Source organism: Bacillus tuaregi (genome assembly GCF_900104575.1).
Lineage (GTDB): Bacteria > Bacillota > Bacilli > Bacillales > Cytobacillaceae > Bacillus_BD > Bacillus_BD tuaregi.
Map to the genome: position 1 here is coordinate 285,211 of NZ_LT629730.1, position 16,876 is coordinate 302,086.

Annotated in this window: 16 protein-coding genes; 12 read left to right on the forward strand and 4 right to left on the reverse strand. The window is 40.0% G+C overall.

Translation table 11 applies throughout. From position 1 onward, the window contains the following. Positions 1-186: 186 nt before the first annotated feature. The 9 genes from BQ5321_RS01965 to BQ5321_RS02005 all read left to right on the forward strand — a co-directional run bounded on the left by BQ5321_RS01965 (position 187) and on the right by BQ5321_RS02005 (position 9,524). Positions 187-1,461 (forward strand): Rieske 2Fe-2S domain-containing protein, encoded by a 1,275-nt coding sequence (locus tag BQ5321_RS01965; protein WP_071392944.1) that lies wholly within the window; start codon positions 187-189, stop codon positions 1,459-1,461. Positions 1,462-1,519: 58 nt separating this feature from the next. Then, complete coding sequence (gene dctP, locus BQ5321_RS01970) at positions 1,520-2,545, forward strand: TRAP transporter substrate-binding protein DctP (protein WP_071392945.1); 1,026 nt, start codon at positions 1,520-1,522, stop codon at positions 2,543-2,545. A 62-nt stretch (positions 2,546-2,607) separates the two neighbouring features. Further along, positions 2,608-3,189, forward strand: coding sequence for a TRAP transporter small permease (locus BQ5321_RS01975; RefSeq protein WP_071392946.1), 582 nt, complete (start codon positions 2,608-2,610; stop codon positions 3,187-3,189). Positions 3,190-3,203: 14 nt separating this feature from the next. Next, on the forward strand, positions 3,204-4,511 hold the full coding sequence (locus BQ5321_RS01980) for a TRAP transporter large permease (protein ID WP_071392947.1): 1,308 nt from the start codon (positions 3,204-3,206) through the stop codon (positions 4,509-4,511). 310 nt (positions 4,512-4,821) lie between these two features. Further along, entirely contained in the window at positions 4,822-6,102 is a 1,281-nt protein-coding gene (locus BQ5321_RS01985) for a Rieske 2Fe-2S domain-containing protein (protein WP_071392948.1), read from the forward strand. Between the two features lie 226 nt (positions 6,103-6,328). Beyond that, positions 6,329-7,741 (forward strand): amidase, encoded by a 1,413-nt coding sequence (locus BQ5321_RS01990; RefSeq protein WP_071392949.1) that lies wholly within the window; start codon positions 6,329-6,331, stop codon positions 7,739-7,741. 51 nt (positions 7,742-7,792) lie between these two features. Beyond that, a complete protein-coding gene (locus BQ5321_RS01995; protein ID WP_071392950.1) occupies positions 7,793-8,179 on the forward strand; it encodes a VOC family protein in 387 nt (128 codons plus the stop codon). A 65-nt stretch (positions 8,180-8,244) separates the two neighbouring features. Then, positions 8,245-9,159, forward strand: coding sequence for a catechol 2,3-dioxygenase (locus tag BQ5321_RS02000; protein ID WP_071392951.1), 915 nt, complete (start codon positions 8,245-8,247; stop codon positions 9,157-9,159). A gap of 44 nt (positions 9,160-9,203) precedes the next feature. Continuing rightward, positions 9,204-9,524, forward strand: coding sequence for a 2Fe-2S iron-sulfur cluster-binding protein (locus BQ5321_RS02005; RefSeq protein WP_071392952.1), 321 nt, complete (start codon positions 9,204-9,206; stop codon positions 9,522-9,524). Positions 9,525-9,622: 98 nt separating this feature from the next. Here the strand turns inward: BQ5321_RS02005 and BQ5321_RS02010 are convergent, their stop codons facing one another. From BQ5321_RS02010 to BQ5321_RS02025, 4 genes are all read right to left on the reverse strand, one after another. After that, positions 9,623-9,763, reverse strand: a complete 141-nt coding sequence (locus tag BQ5321_RS02010; RefSeq protein ID WP_071392953.1) for a YvrJ family protein — start codon at positions 9,761-9,763, stop codon at positions 9,623-9,625. A gap of 99 nt (positions 9,764-9,862) precedes the next feature. Continuing rightward, complete coding sequence (locus BQ5321_RS02015) at positions 9,863-10,081, reverse strand: DUF2922 domain-containing protein (protein WP_071393037.1); 219 nt, start codon at positions 10,079-10,081, stop codon at positions 9,863-9,865. 32 nt (positions 10,082-10,113) lie between these two features. Continuing rightward, entirely contained in the window at positions 10,114-10,332 is a 219-nt protein-coding gene (locus BQ5321_RS02020) for a DUF1659 domain-containing protein (protein WP_071393038.1), read from the reverse strand. Between the two features lie 131 nt (positions 10,333-10,463). Next, positions 10,464-10,952, reverse strand: coding sequence for a sigma-70 family RNA polymerase sigma factor (locus tag BQ5321_RS02025; RefSeq protein WP_071392954.1), 489 nt, complete (start codon positions 10,950-10,952; stop codon positions 10,464-10,466). 725 nt (positions 10,953-11,677) lie between these two features. Between BQ5321_RS02025 and BQ5321_RS02030 the strand changes: the two genes are divergently transcribed. The 3 genes from BQ5321_RS02030 (at position 11,678) to BQ5321_RS02040 (ending at position 16,850) form a co-directional block, all read left to right on the forward strand. After that, a complete protein-coding gene (locus BQ5321_RS02030) occupies positions 11,678-12,949 on the forward strand; it encodes a MerR family transcriptional regulator (protein WP_071392955.1) in 1,272 nt (423 codons plus the stop codon). 234 nt (positions 12,950-13,183) lie between these two features. Further along, complete coding sequence (locus tag BQ5321_RS02035; protein WP_071392956.1) at positions 13,184-14,992, forward strand: FAD-dependent oxidoreductase; 1,809 nt, start codon at positions 13,184-13,186, stop codon at positions 14,990-14,992. A gap of 187 nt (positions 14,993-15,179) precedes the next feature. Continuing rightward, positions 15,180-16,850 (forward strand): glycoside hydrolase family 13 protein, encoded by a 1,671-nt coding sequence (locus BQ5321_RS02040; protein ID WP_071392957.1) that lies wholly within the window; start codon positions 15,180-15,182, stop codon positions 16,848-16,850. The last annotated feature ends 26 nt before the right edge of the window (positions 16,851-16,876 follow it).

The window sequence follows — 16,876 nt, forward strand, 5'->3', positions numbered from 1 at the left end:
ACACTGCTTCAGTTGTAAGTATAAATCCTATAAATAGAGAAATGAATTGTGGGTAAATACTATATGATTCGGCTAGAAAAAACAAATTTTTCGACCTAAACATACATTGTTTAATAGACTATTAATTTATTAATATAAAATAGTAGTTTGAATTTTTAAAATAATCTTAAAATAAGGAGAGGGCTTATGCTAGCAAAAAAGGATAATGAATTATTAACACGTACGGGACCTGGTACACCTACAGGTGAACTTTTCCGTCGTTATTGGATTCCGGCCCTTTGTTCAAATGAACTGAAGCAGGACGGAAAGCCCAAACGTGTAAAATTATTAGGTGAAAATCTAGTAGCTTTCAGAGACACAAATGGAAAAGTGGGATTAATAGATGAAGCTTGCCCTCACAGAGGTACATCGCTTTACTACGGGATAAATGATGGCTGCGGTTTGACCTGTATGTATCATGGGTGGAAATTTGATACGAATGGTAGCTGTATAGATATTCCGTCAGAACCAACTGATAAATTAAAGAAATCAATAAAATTAAAGTCATATCCAACCCATGAGCAAAACGGTATTATTTGGACTTACATGGGTCCTAAAGAAAAGATGCCACCTGTACCCAACTTTTATTGGATGAAGCTTCCACAGGAAAATTTAATGGCTGAACGAGTGTGGCAGGACTGTAATTATCTCCAGGTAATAGAAAATGATTTAGATTTTGTACATGCGGCCTTTCTTCATAAAGCCCTCATTAATCAAGACATACAAGAAAATGTTTTGTGTACAGATTTAGGGATTAATCCTGATCATCCGTTAGTGAAAAATCCTCCAGTAAAGCAGGCCGTACAGGATACCAATTACGGAAAACGTTGTGTGGCAGTAGGGATTGGGGATGAGGTGAATAACGCTTATATGGAAATCCATTTTATTTTCCCGTTTTATTCTTATCCACCACGATTTGCAGGAGAAGATGGAATGTTCCATGCGTTTATCCCTCGTGACGATGAAAGTACCTGGAGCTGGGATATCCAATTTGCCCACCACAATCCAATTGATGTCGAAACACAACATATTCGAAGGGGTTTATTAGTAGATGAAAACCATCGAAAGTTACGGAATGTAGAAAATGACTATGAACAAGATCAAACCTTAATGAAGACACTTAACTTCAGTGGAATTCGCGGTATTGCGACACAGGACCACGCTGCGACAGAGAGTATGGGAACCGTTGTAGATCGTTCTACGGAACATTTAGGGACAAGCGATCTTCCTATTATTCATATGAGAAAAATGCTATTGGATTCTGTTAAAGAGTTACAAGAAGGTAAAGAGCCATTGGCACTTGAAAACCAATCACTGCAAACCTTATTAAGCGAAGGACTATACGCACCAAAGGAGAAGTCATGGCAAGAAGCATTTCCGTTAAAAGAAAGATTTGATAAAAGTTCTAAAGTAATGAAGTGAATATCCATTAGTAATTTCTCGGTTTTAACCAAAACTTAATCGTCAGGGGAGAAGGAATATGAAAAAATGGTCCATATCAATACTTACTATCATACTGCTTACATTTTCAATTCTTGCAGGTTGTTCATCAAGTTCAAGTAAAGAAGCAAGCAGTAGCGGTGAAAATACTAAATCTGGTGAGACACAAACATTGAAGCTAATTTCCTTTTTATCAGTGGATCACATGCTGACAAAAGACATTATTCCGATGTGGATCGATATGGTTGAAAAAGAATTAGACGGTGAAGTGAAAATTGAATGGATTGGCGGTCCGGAATCCATCCCTGCAACGGAACAATTTAATGCCGTGAAAAATGGCCTGGTCGATATTAATTTCAATGCCTCATCCCAATTTTCAAACTTGATGCCTGAATCAGATTCAATGTTAATGTCACCCTTTACACTAGGTGAAGAAAGAGAAAATGGATACTTTGATTATTTAGGCCAATTATTTGAAAAGAATGGTGTCGTCTATTTAGGTCGCTGGTTAAGTGAAGAGCCATTCTACTTTTGGAGTAATAAAGAAGTTTCTAGTTTGGCAGAATTAAAGGGTGCTAAATTCCGTTCAAATCCGATTTATCATGGAACGATGGATCAATTGGGAATGGTACAGGTTGATGTACACCCATCTGATGTATATACATCGCTCGAAAGAAATCTCGTCGAGGGGTTTGGCTTTACATTGCTGGGCCCAAGGGAGAGTGGATGGACTGAAATTACGAAATACGTAATTGATGAACCATTCTTAAATCAAAATACAATGATCATGATTAATCCTAATTCATTTAACGGCTTATCTGCCGAAGCACAGAAGAAAATGATTGAAGTTACAGCAAAATTTGAAACGGAAATGGCAAATTATTTTATAGAGAAGAATGAAGAGGAATGGAAGGCCCTTAAAGAAGACGGGGTAAAAGTAATTGATATTAGTCAGAAAGATCGTGATTTATTACAAAAACATATCAATGAACAAACATGGAAATCGCTAGAAAAGAATATTGATAAAGATACTGTCAAAGAATTAAAAGGGCTTTTAAATAAATAACATCTCTCTATGAAAAGGGATATTCAATATCCCTTTTCAATGGATAAAAAGGAGGCGGTAGTTTGAAAACATTCTTTAAGTGGTTAGATAAGATTGAAAATGTATTCGCCGCTATTGGGATGTGGGTGATTGCTTTCATGATGGGTCTAGTTGTCTTTGAAGTCATCATACGTAATTTATTCAATTATTCTTTTAGCTGGTCAATAGATTACACAAGCTATGCGCTGTTATATATTGCCTTTCTAGGTGCTGCATGGTTGTTACGTGAGGGCGGTCATGTTTCGGTAAACATACTCGAAGAATATCTGCCAGCAAAAAGTCTTAAATTTCTAGATTACATCATTGTTATTTCCGGAATCCTATTAAGTCTTGTCTTAGTATATTACGGTATCGGAGTTACATGGGATTTGTATATTAACGATACAAGGAGCCTCTCAGTCGTTAAAACACCGCTTGCCTATGTAGTAATGATTATTCCGATTGGGGGCCTGTTATTGCTGTTGGAATTTTTCCGTAAAGGATATTTGTTAGTGACCGTTAAGGTTCCGACTGCAGATATAGATAAGGTGAGAGCAAATGCCAATATCAATTCAAATACTAATATAAATACAGATATAAGTATTAACCCTAAATCAAATGTATAAAAGGTGGTGAAGGTATGGAATGGTGGTTAGTTCTGATTATTATATTATTCAGCCTGCTCACACTGATGTTTATGAGAGTTCCAGTGGCATTTGCTTTTATTCTCGTAAATATTGGCGGAGCACTAGTGTTTTGGGGAATGGAAGGAATGGATCAACTGGTCATGAGTATCAAAGACTCACTAGTCAATTTTTCATTAATTCCTATTCCTCTCTTCGTTTTAATGGGTGAAATCATGTTCCATGCTGGCCTTGCAGGAAACCTTATTAATACGATAGATAAATGGTTTGGTAAAGTTCCGGGTAGATTAAGCCTAATTGCTGTTGGTGGTGGTACAGCGCTTTCCACTTTAACGGGTTCCTCCGCCTCCACTACGGCGATTTTGGGTTCTACATTACTCCCTGAGATGGAAAAGAAAGGCTATAAAAATGAATTAGCCTTAGGTCCGATTTTGGGCAGTGGGGGCTTGGCTGTCCTCATTCCGCCTAGTGCTTTAGGGGTATTGCTTGCTTCCGTATCCAAAGTGTCTATTGGCACCTTTATGGTGGCCATCATTTTACCTGGAGTTCTAGTTGCCATTTTATTTGCGCTATACGTTATTATTCGGGCAAGGACCCAGCCGCATTTAGCGCCTGTATATTCGACGGAAAAAATATCACTGAAAGAGAAAATGGTCGATACAATAAAATATGTATTACCGTTAGGGTTTATCTTATTCCTTGTGATCGGATTGATTTTATTAGGAATCAGTTCACCAACTGAATCAGCAGCCCTAGGTGCCTTTGGTAGCCTTGTCCTTGCAGCAGCCTATCGAAAATTAACAAAAGAAAGTTTAATTAATGCATTTAAAGGAACGATGAAAATATCCGTCATGATTTTAATGATTGTGACAGGTTCAACTGCCTTTAGTCAAATTCTTGCCTTTTCAGGGGCTACCCAAGAGATGGTTCGTCTAATTGCAGGTCTTTCCATTGACCCAATCGTACTATTAAGCTTAATGTTATTTGTTATTATCATTATGGGTACTTTTATGGAAGGTTTGGCTATCATTATGATTGTATTACCGATTTTTACACCAGTAGCCATGACACTTGGTTTTGATTTATATTGGTTTTCAACCCTTGTATTAATCGCGGTTGAAGTAGGTGCTATTAGTCCTCCTTTTGGATTAGGATTATTTGTCCTTAAATCTGTAAGTAAATATAAAATGAGTGCCATTTATAAATCTTCTATTCCGTTTGTTGCCTTGTTCCTTATAGCGCTAGCCCTATTAATTGCCTTTCCGGAAATTACATTATGGCTACCAAGTTTAATGAAAACATAGAATGTATTTGTCATCTATTAAGGAAGCAATTATTGGGATGACAGAATATCTTATCAAGAGCAAAAGGCTGTCCTAAAACGATTAGGACAGCCTTTTGCTCTTTTTTGAGAGTTCATGGTTTCTATTGGATTTGAGAGCCACAAATTTTCTTAATTTGTGTTAGGTTGACCCAACTGTATGTTTCGGTTGAATAGGTGAGTCATTTTCTAACCTATTCATACATTGTTTCCAATCAGATATTTCACTACTATATAATTATAATTTAAATTTTCCGAAAATAAAAAGAGTTTATATCAGGAGGTTATCAATTATGTTAACAAAACAGGATAATCATTTATTAACACGTACGGGTCCAGGAACTCCAATGGGTGAGCTGTTTAGAAGATATTGGATTCCTGCTCTAAAATCTGATGAATTAAGTAATGACGGAAAGCCGCAGCGTATTCGATTGCTTAGTGAGGATTTGATTGCATTTCGAGATACTGAGGGAAAGGTTGGCTTAATAGAAGAGGCTTGTCCACACCGTGGGACATCTCTTTATTACGGTATTAATGATGGCTGTGGTATCACCTGCATGTATCACGGATGGAAGTTTAATACGAAGGGTGAATGTACAGATATTCCATCTGAAGAAGGAGATCCAAAGTTTAGAAAGAAAATCAAAATTAAGAGCTATCCGATTAAAGAAGTAAAAGGAATGATTTGGACGTACATGGGACCTGAGGAGGAGCAACCGGAATTCCCTGAGTTCTATTGGATGGGACTGCCAGATGATTATATGATGTCAGAGCGGGTTTGGCAGGAGTGCAATTATGCTCAGGTAATGGAAAATGACCTGGATTATGTCCATGCTGCGTTTCTTCACAAGGCTCACGGCAAACAGGAGACAGGTGAAGGGATTTTAAGTACTGACTTAGGAATTGACCCGAACCATCCGCTTGTGAAGAATCCACCGGTTAAACAGGCTGTTGAGGATGCTAACTATGGAAAACGCTGTGTAGCTGTTGGAATTGGAAACGAAACAGATAATGCCTTTATGGAAATTCACTATATCTTCCCATTCTATACGTATCCCCCACGATTTGAGGGTGAGGATGGCATGTGGCATGCCTTCATTCCAAGAGATGATTACAGCACATGGTCATGGGATGTCCAATTTTCCCATAACCATCCAATTGATGTACAGGCGAACCATGACCGCCGTGGCTTGAAGCTGGATGAGCATTTTAGAAAACAAGTTAATCTGGAAAATGAATACGCACAGGATCGCGACCTACAAATTACAGGCAATTTCTCCGGTATCCGCGGTATCGCGAACCAGGATCATGCGGCAACTGAAACAATGGGACCGATTGTTGACCGCTCAAAAGAGCATCTTGGAACAAGTGACCTGCCTATCATTCATATGCGCCGCTTATTGCTTCAACAAGTAAAAGCATTCCAAGAAGGCAAGGAGAAATTGGCATTAGAGAATAAGTCACTGAAAAATCTGTACAGTGCAGGACTATATGATAGCAACCAAAAATCCTGGCAGGTAGCCTTCCCAATGCAGAATCAGTTTAAAAAGGATGAGCAGGAAGTAAAATCTTAATATAGTATCGTTTCTGATTATGCGTAAAGGGTTCAGGCATCAAGTAATCACTAAACATAAACGGTTAAAAGATGCCTGGCCTCCTTTGGAGAAATTTACAGCGAAAGCAGGGATTGCATGACGTTAGAAGAATACTTGCGCACGATTTTAGACGATGTGGAAATAGAATTAGCTACATTAGAGCCGGCCTTCACTTTTAATCTAGAAGATTATGAGGAGACATGCGATGAATGAATTTCTTTTTGAAACCATTGAAAATGCTGGTAATGCGATAAAAACGAAACGGATATCGCCTGTTGAATTAACCCAGTTAACCTTGAATCAAATTCACGAGCATGAGAGAGTCAATGCGTATATTACCGTTATGGAAGAAGAGGCGTTGGCTCAGGCGAAGCAATTGGAAGCGGAGCTTGTTGCCAACCAGGTGAGGGGACCTTTACATGGGATTCCAATTGCGGTAAAGGATATTTTTCAAACAAAGGGTGTAAAAACAACCGGTGGCTCAAAAATATTCGAAGATTGGATTCCTGATGAGGATGCTGCAGCGGTTCAAAAGCTAAGGAAGGCAGGAGCCGTTATTATTGGGAAGGCCAATCTACATGAGTTTGCGATGGGGGCGACCACAGAAAATCCTCATTACGGAAGCACGAAGAACCCTTGGAATGAGGCAAGGATTCCTGGTGGCTCAAGCGGCGGGTCAGCTGTGGCAACCGCAATGGGAATGGCCTTTGGCGCCGTTGGTTCAGATACAGCTGGTTCCATCCGTCTTCCGGCTGCCATGTGCGGTACGGTCGGGTTCAAACCAACCTATGGAGTTGTCAGCAGACGGGGGTGTCTGCCGTTCAGCTGGTCATTGGACCACGCTGGCCCGATGACCAGAACCGTGCAGGATGCGGCCATCATGCTTGAAGTGATGAAAGGGCATGATGCAAAGGACCCGGCATCTGTAAAAAGAAATGTACCAGCCTTGTCTGACGTTACACTAAACGACTTAAAGGGTGTAAAGCTAGGATTCTATGTACCTTATATGTTTGCTGGGATTGATGTGGATGTGAAACGGGTCATTGAAGAAGCCTTCCGTCAAATGGAAATCCTCGGGGCAGAAATCGTTCCAATTGATTTACCGGGAATTGATGAAGCACTGAATGCATTAAAAACAATTGCTCAATCAGAGGTTGTCTCTGTTCACGAACCGTTATTGAATAAGTACGGGCATCTATATGGCGATGATTTAAAATACCGCTTTGAATTTGGCAGTGATATTACTGCGACAGCATACCTTCGTGCTCAGCGCAGACGTGATCAATTTGTCAGAGACACAATGAAGCAAATGATGGGAATTGATGCCTTAGTGGGTCCAACCAATGTCCAGCCCCCATTTGAGATTGGAACAATGGTGCCGGAAATGGCTATTAGTAATATGTTTACCTTGGGAAAAACGCCATTAGCTAATATTCTCGGTTTTCCGGCCTTATCTGTAGCCTGCGGTTTTACATTAGAAAATCTGCCTGTCGGATTACAGCTAATTGGAAAACCATTTACAGATCAGAGAATCCTTCAAATCGGTGACTGCTACGAAAAATCAATGCCATGGGTCAAGGCTTTAATCAAACATGGGACTAGCCCCTTTCCATCATGAAGCTAAGAGAATGCTTACAATCAACAAATTGAAGAATAAGAGGAGAACCAAATGATATGTAAAATGGAGCATGTGGCCATTATGGTACGTGATATGGAACAATCGATTCGTTTTTATTCGGAGACTTTTGGTTTTAACGTCAGACTCCGCGGTAATAAACTGGATCGAGAGATGGTTTTTTTGTATCTCGAAGCACAACCAGATATGGAGATTGAACTGATACAAGAGAAAACAGGAGCTACCGAGTACAGTGAAACAGGAATCGTGAATCACCTTGCATTTACAGTTGAAAACATGGAGGAAACGATTCAGTTTTTAAAGGAAAAAGAAATCATTCTTCCTTCTGAACAAGTAAAGCCAACATTGGAAGGCGGACGCATGATTCTCTTTCATGGTCCTAATAGGGAGTTGCTGCAATTAATAGAAAAAGTAAAATAAGCGAGTCAGCTTCAAATAGGGTAGTTATAAGCACAAAAAAATTTACATATATAAGGGGGATAATAATGGCAAGAATTATGCGTTTAGGCCGTGTGGAATTAGCTGTATTGGACTTAGATAAATCAGTTGAATACTATACAAAGGTTATCGGGTTAGAAGAAACAGGACGTATGGGAAATAGTGTTTACTTAAAGGCATGGGATGAATTTGATCATCATAGTCTCATTTTAACCCAATCGAACAAGGCGGGATTAGTCCATTTGGCTTTTAAAGTAGAGACACTTGATGATCTTGCTTATTATGAAAGAAAAATAGAGGAATTTGGCTGTACAACTACTCGGATTTCGAGCCACACAAGATTAGCAGAAGGGGAAGCCGTTCATTTTATTTTGCCAACGGGACATCACTGTGAGCTTTATCATGAAATTGGTTTTCTAGGAAGCTCTGTGGGAACATTAAACCCTCATCCATGGCCATTAGAAGCAGTAGGGATTGCGCCACATCGTGTTGACCATTGTTTACTAACTGGGGACGATCTTAAAACAGTTACAAGATTTTTTATTGAAGCTTTAAACTTTAGACAAAGTGAAAGAATTACGACAGTAGATGGAGAGGAGCTATTAGGCAGCTTCCTGTTCTCAACGAATAAAGCCCATGATTTAGCGTTTGTTAAAGGACCTGATGCGAAGCTTCACCATGCTGCCTTTGCCGTGGATTCCCTTCATGATGTATTTAAAGCGGCAGACCTTTTATCCATGTATGAAGTACCGTTTGATGTAACGCCAACCCGTCATGGAATTACGCGAGGACAAACGATTTACTTCTTTGACCCATCAGGAAACCGTAATGAAGCATTTGCCGGTGGCTATCTCTCATATCCGGATATGCCAACCATTACGTGGACAGAGGATAAAATTGGACAAGGGATTTTCTATCATCGAAGAGAATTATCCGAGTCCTTTATGAAAGCACTGACCTAAACGGTACTTTGAATAGATGAGAAAATGAACGGTGAGGTGAAAATATGTATAAAGTTTCCTTAAAGGCAAGAAACCAACAATTTGACTATCCTTGTGCTCCAGAGCAAACACCCCTACGGGCAGCGCGAGACCATTTCATACCAATGCCAACCGGCTGTCAGCGAGGTGGCTGTGGGATGTGCAAGGTAAAGGTATTGGATGGTGAGTTCGACCATGAATTGACGCGCTCCCATGAGTACCTTTCAGACGAAGAGCTTTACAATCGCTATGCTTTAGCCTGCTGCATGACACCTAAAAGTGACCTATCCATCATCACCAGCGAAGATTACGAGAAGCATAAAAAAGAAGCAGAAGCCCTTCGCTAAGTAATCAAGTAATGTTCATATGCTATTATTGGGAGTGAAGCGGAAGGGACTTTCCTCCGCTTCTACAGCCCAAACCTAAGAGAAATTTCTTGGGAAGCTTATTTCCCGCTTAATCGCTCTGGTAGGCTTTGGATCGATTGAACGACGGAATCTAGCTTTGCTTCGATTCGATAGAGCAAGAACAGGGTAACCGCAATTGGAAAGCCGACCTCACTTATGAGGGGAATGAATTCTTCCATGAAAGACACCTCGTTTCGTTCATTTTATAAAGGAAAAGGCTGCCTCCCAATGGAAAGCAGCCTTTTTTCAATGGCTTACCTGACGGAGGGTAGCCCTTCTTATACGATTTCGTAATCAGTTACATTATGCTCAACAAGACGTGCTTCTTTCGCGATGACAAAGCTATGATTATCACCGCCGAAAATATTGGCGGCAATCACCATATCCATTACCTGCTTCACAGCCGTTTTATCAACCGGCTCCTTCGGATAATCAATCGTTAGCTTTGCCGTTTTTCCTAAACCATTGGTAAAATGGAGCTCAAGCTTCTTTGCCATATTTGTCATCCTCTCCTCTTAAATTCTCGCTATTAAGCCATTACTTCATAGAGTGCATTCTTTTCAACCGTTGAAAGCGGATGGATGGAAAGGGATGCTAAGGCCTGTCCCACCTGATAAAGCTGATCGGCTGTAGCTGAATCCACTACCCCGGCATACGTTTTCCTCTTTAAAATCGGTTTTCCACTTTCATTCATCCCTGTTTCGAACGTTAATTGCAGCTTGAATGACTTTGCTAATGTCTGTGCCATCTTCATCATCCTCTCCTTTCATGCTTGTTATATAGAGAAAGTCGTTAAAAGTGTCCTATGAATTTAAAAAATTTTCTATTGGAAGAAAAGGGGGAGTACTTCTGCTCCACAGCCGGAGGTAATCCAAATATTTATATGAAAGCATGTGCGTCATCTCTTCTCAACTTTTGCAGCGCTCTCCTTTCACAGGAACGGACGGTTGCTAGCTTTCGATTTTCTATGCGAGCTATTTCACGATTGGAGAGACCAACATAGAAGTGCTGCAGGACCCACTTTTGCTCACGATCCGTTAGATGGCGAAAATGGCTTAATAGTGTCTCCTTTTCTAGCAGTTCAGTTTCTACTGTTAATAGGTTCCAGTATTCTTCACTTGGGTAAAAGCATTGGTCATCGTATTGTTTTTCCTTTTTTAAGGCGCAGAGAATTCTTCCTTTAATAAAGCTGTAGGCATAGGTGGAAAACTTTCCTTTTTCAGGCTTGAAGTTTTTGCTTGCATCCCAAAGCGCGATTAAGCCAATTTGATAGAAATCATCCTGGTTTTTGTAAATATGCAAAGTATGGATAATCGAGTAAATCATGTTTGAATACTTAGAGGCCAGTTGTTCAAATTCAAGGTCCATGCTTGAACGCCTTTCGGAACGTGCACCATTCCTTGTATTCCCGGGTAACCCTAAAATACAGGGAAACAGGATAGAGTGCGACTTCTTCAAAACGCCATTTCGGTTTGGAAAATACCTATTTGCAGCTGGAAAATGCTCATTTCTGTGTGGAAAATGTTCATTTCGAGCACAAAACGAGGAAAAAGGCAGAACTTAAGTAAGCGGGAAGTTTCGGAGAAAAACGAAATAAAAAGGTGCTCCGATAAAGGAGCACCCGAAAACACAATTGTCACGCCGCCTTAAACGTAACGCCAATTATGCTTTTACTATTTCCATACTTCAATTATTTCTAATTATAGAATAATATATGAAACGCGTTTCATAGCAAGTAATATTTTCAAGTATTAAGAAGAAGTATATGGTGGTTGAAATGAAAACGTCTGGCTAGAAGCATACTATAGTGTGTCTAAATTACAACAAATGGGAAGGCACAGCTGCTTGACATGACTAGCTATGCTAAAATATGAATAAGTTCAATAAATATTAATTTAATATATCCATATAATTCTAAATTTTCTTGCACTCAGTTTTTGTTCTAGCTTTAACTTCATTCAGCAAATGCTTTTTGTACCTTATCGAGCGAGCTCGATAAAAATCCGGACGCAAATTCGACGGGCGAATTTGATTCCTCGTTTTAAACCCTTCATCGCATGACATTCTATTTCCATGATAAAAGGAGAAAGTATATGAGAATAGGAGAATTTGCAAAAAAACATAATCTTTCCCAGGATACAATCAGTCATTATATGGATCGCGGTCTGCTGATTGCTGAGAAAAACGGTGGGCAGTATCGATTTAATGAATATGACCATCAGGTAATCGAAAGAATCAAGATGCTGAAAAGGTTGAATTTCTCCCTTGCAGAAATCCAGGAAATTATGAGCTTTTATCGGCTGGAAGGAGAAAATACAAATGAATTTCGTCATTTTTATCTATCCTTATTAGAGCGGAAAAAGCAGCAGATTATCTCTGAGCAGAAGCGATTTGAAAAAATAACCGAGGATTTAAATCATAAAATCAAGGATTTACAGGAGGAAGGAAATAGAAGCCTTAATCATTTAGGACTGCCCTTTCATGCAATCGGTCTTTTACAATGTCCTGAATGTAAAAATACATTGGACATTAATGGTGGATCGATCCGGAAAAGTATGGTCCTTACGGCAGATATTCAATGTGATTGCGGGTATCAGGCTCAAATAGAAGATGGGGTTTATATCGACAAAAATAAAAAAGTAATTGTTGAGAATAAGAACCTTCCAACGAAGAAGGAATTTTTAGAGGCGGCATCACCTAAATTTATCAACCTAATCTATAATGGACTCAATCTTTTAAACCATTATTTGCTTAAGCATACAAAGGAGCCGGGATATATAATGGAGCTCGATTCCTGCTCCGGCCGGTTCCTAGCACAGCATATTGAACATATGCCAAGCACAACGACCTATGTCATAGTCAGTGATAATAAAGAAAGATTATTGAATATCAAAAGAGATATGGAATGGCAGCATCAGCATCAAAGCTTTATCTTTTTTTACTGTGACATAGACCGGATACCCTTAAAGCATTATTCCATTGATATCGTAGTTGATCATTGGTTAACCTCTAATTACGCTAAAAGGAGTAATAGCTTTCTTTTCGATCACGTGTCTCCTTTTTTAAAAGAGGAAGGCTTACTACTTGGGGCATTTCCTTATCTTGAAAAAGGATTAAACAACACAGGACGAGTGGGAAAGTCAATTAGAGAAGTGTTAAATAAGGATATTTTAATAGAAAAATTAGCGGACCAGAATATCTTTAAGCTGGATATGCTGGAATTCGGTCCGGTAATTGAAAATAATCCCTTTATGATGGACGTAATGAATAACCAGACGATGTATTTGGCTTTATACTCGGGAAGGAAAAGACAAAACATCCGTCTAATATCTTCAGAAAAAAAGAAAATCCCGGTCATGCTGTAACAGCTTGAAGCGGTAGCTCATATTATTCTAGAAAAAGCAGACAAGCTTACATAAAGCATAGTCTGCTTTTTCTAATATGACCCGATTGTTTTGCTCTTTCGGAAAAAACATAGACATAACCCCATGTTTTTATGTTTTTTCTTGTTAAAAACTTCACAAATATACCTTGACATGGTCAGAACTCAAGATTCTACAATCAGGATGTAATCATTATTTTTTCAAGGAGGAAAAAACATGGCTCCAAAACGGAAAATAGCATGGGCCTTGGTTCTATGCTTTATGTTATTAGTTAGTTTAATTGGATGTTCACAATCTACTTCTGATGAATCAGCAAGCGGAAAGGAAGCACTCTACAAAGCAGGAACCTATACGGCAACAGCATCAGGAAATAATGGCGATGTGACGGTTGAGGTTGAATTTGATGAATCAAACATTGTATCTGTATCAGTGAAGGAGCATAAAGAAACTCCAGGGCTGAGCGATACGCCAATTGAGCGTATTCCACAGGGAATCGTAGACGGACAGACACTGGCTGTTGATACGGTTTCAGGTGCAACAAACACCTCAAAGGCAATTCTTACAGCTGTTGAGGATTGTGTGAAGCAGGCAGGCGGCGATGTTGACGCACTAAAAACAGCTTCAGCAAATGACAAAGAAAGCAAGGATACTGAATTAACAACAGATGTTGTCGTGATTGGCGGCGGCGGTGCTGGCTTAGCAGCAGCTGCTTCAGCACATCAAAATGGGGCAGAGGTTATTGTATTAGAAAAGCTTGCCCAGGTTGGTGGATCCACAGCCTTATCTGGCGGCGGCATTTCAGCTACAGGCACGAAATTCCAAAAGGAATTAGGAATTGAAGATACGAAGGAATCATGGATGTCACTATGGAAGGAACGTCAAGCGACAAGCAACCCAGATGGCATGTACCCTGATTATGACTTCGTTGATAAATACATGGATGATGCTGTTGAGACAACAGAATGGATGGTTGACTATATCGGCCATGAATATGGAGCCATTACAGGCTTTGGTCTTGATCCAGTCGAAAGAATTCACTTTCCAAAAACAGACGGACATGGCGGCGGCAGTGTGTTAATTGCTAACATGGATAAATTCCTTGGACAAGAAGGAATTGAAATTCTAACAGAAACTCCTGCAAAAGAGCTTATCGTCGATGATAAAGGAAATGTGACAGGTGTAGTCGCAGAGGGTAAAGATGGAAAAGTGACTGTTCATGCAGAAAAGGTCATTTTAGCTGCAGGCGGCTATGCTAAGAATGAAGAAATGCTAAAGAAATATATTCCGGAAGCAGCGGGCACGGCTGAATTAAGTACAGCATCTGCTGGTAGCATGGGCGATGGCATGAACATGGCATTAGAAGCCGGTGCGGTTATGTATGAAGAGCCATGGGTAATCGGTGTTGGGATTGGAAGTAGAATTGAAGGAACCGGTTCTCTAGGCATGGATTGGACGAAAATGTATGTAAACGGCAAGGGCGAACGCTTTGCAAATGAAGAAATGCATTATGCAATTGCAACGAATAAATTAATAGAGCAGGATACAACTTGGTTAATTCTAGACGCTACAGAAGCCAATAAGGATGTGGTAGCTGCGATTGAAGCGGCCCTTCCTTCTCAAGAAGCTGTGAAGGCTGACAGCTTTGAAGCGTTGGCAGAGGCGATGAAGGTACCTGCTGATACCTTTGTGAAGACGATGGAAAAATACAACAATGGAGCAAAAATTGGCTCTGATGAACTTGGTAAGCAGAAGGATTACGCTATCGCGGTAGAAACAGCGCCATACTACGCAATCAAAATGTACCCTAAAACAATGGGAACCTTTGCTGGTGTGAAAACGGACGATGACTTCCGTGTCATTCGTGAAGACGGTTCCGTGATTAACAACCTTTACGCTGTAGGTGAAAATGCAAATAAGAGATTGTACAACCAGGTTTACATGTCAGGAAGTGCCGTTCAATTTGCACTAACAAGCGGACGTCTTAGCGGCGAACACGCTGCAAAAGCGATTGCAGCGGGGAAATAATAGCGGTAAAAAACCTATTACATTAGAACAATCATCATGATATAAAAGCAGAAAACACTCGATTCTCGACAGTGTTTTCTGCTTTTTTTTTTGGATGTGCCCAGCGATGAAAATTTTTATGCAAACGGTTGCGCAAATATAAATATCTGTGTTATAGTAATGTCATAGTCAAGAGGAGGAAGACATCATGAAAAGAAAATGGTGGAAAGAAGCGGTTGCTTATCAAATATATCCACGTAGCTTTATGGATTCAAATAGCGACGGAATTGGCGATATTCAAGGAATCATTTCGAAGCTCGATTATATAAAAAATCTTGGCATTGATGTGATTTGGATTTGTCCAATCTATTCTTCGCCAAATGATGATAACGGTTACGATATTAGTGATTATAAAGGGATTATGGAAGACTTCGGTACAATGGACGATTTTGACCAGCTATTAACCGAAACCCATAATCGCGGCATGAAACTTATTATGGATTTAGTAATTAACCATACATCTGACGAGCATGCCTGGTTTATTGAATCTCGTTCTTCAAAAGATAACCCGTATCGGGATTATTATATATGGCACCCGGGACATGACGGGAAAGAGCCAAATAACTGGGAATCCATTTTTGGCGGGTCGGCTTGGGAATATGATGAGAAGACAAAGGAATACTACATGCATGTATTTTCCCGCAAACAGCCGGATTTAAACTGGGAAAATCCAAAGGTTCGAAAAGAGTTATATGAAATGGTCAATTGGTGGATTGATAAAGGAATTGACGGCTTCCGTGTTGATGCGATTTCTCATATCAAGAAAGTTCCTGGCTTCCCGGACTTACCGAATCCAGATAAGCTTAAATATGTACCGTCATTTAAAGGGCATATGAATCGCGAGGGAATTGAGGTTTTTCTTCAGGAATTGAAGCGTGAAACCTTCGCCAAGTACGATATCATGACGGTTGGTGAGGCCAACGGTGTCAAGGCTGACCAAGCAGAAGAGTGGGTCGGCGAGGAAAACGGTGTCTTTAATATGATTTTTCAATTTGAGCACTTAGACCTGTGGGGGAAAAGTGTGACAGGAGGAATTGATCTTCCTGCGTTAAAGGAAACGTTCCATAATTGGCAGACCAATCTAGATGGGGTAGGCTGGAACGCCTTATTTCTGGAAAATCATGACCAGCCACGCTCCGTCTCAACCTGGGGAGATACAGAGAACTACTGGGATGCCTCTGCTAAATGTCTTGCTACGATGTATTTTCTTATGCAGGGTACACCATTTATCTATCAAGGACAGGAAATTGGCATGACCAATGTGAAGTTTCCTTCGATAGAGGATTATGATGATGTATCGATTAAAAACCTGTACGACAATGGCATCAAGGATGGGCAGACACATGAGGAATTGATGGAAATCATTTGGAAGAATGGTCGTGATAATTCACGAACACCGATGCAATGGACAGACGGTGAACAGGCAGGCTTTACAACAGGACAGCCATGGTTAAAGGTTAATCCAAACTATAAGGATATCAATGTCGAAAAAGCGCTAAACGAACCGGATTCCATCTATCATTACTATCGAAAGCTGATTCAGCTACGCAAGGAACACTTGACCTTTGTATATGGAAGTTTCGAGCTTGTCCTAGCTGAGCATGAGCAGATCTTTGCCTATACTCGAAAATTTGAAGATGAAACGTATTTGATTATTACGAATCTGTTTGCAAAAGAAACGGACTACGAGCTGCCAACGGCAGAACAGGGTAAGAAGCAGGCAGAGCTATTAATGAGCAATTATCCTATTGATTCGTATGTTGACGTTTATCAGGGCAAATTAAAGCCTTTTGAAGCAAGAGTTTATCAAATAAAATAAATTAATTTTTATGCCGGTTGGTGCAA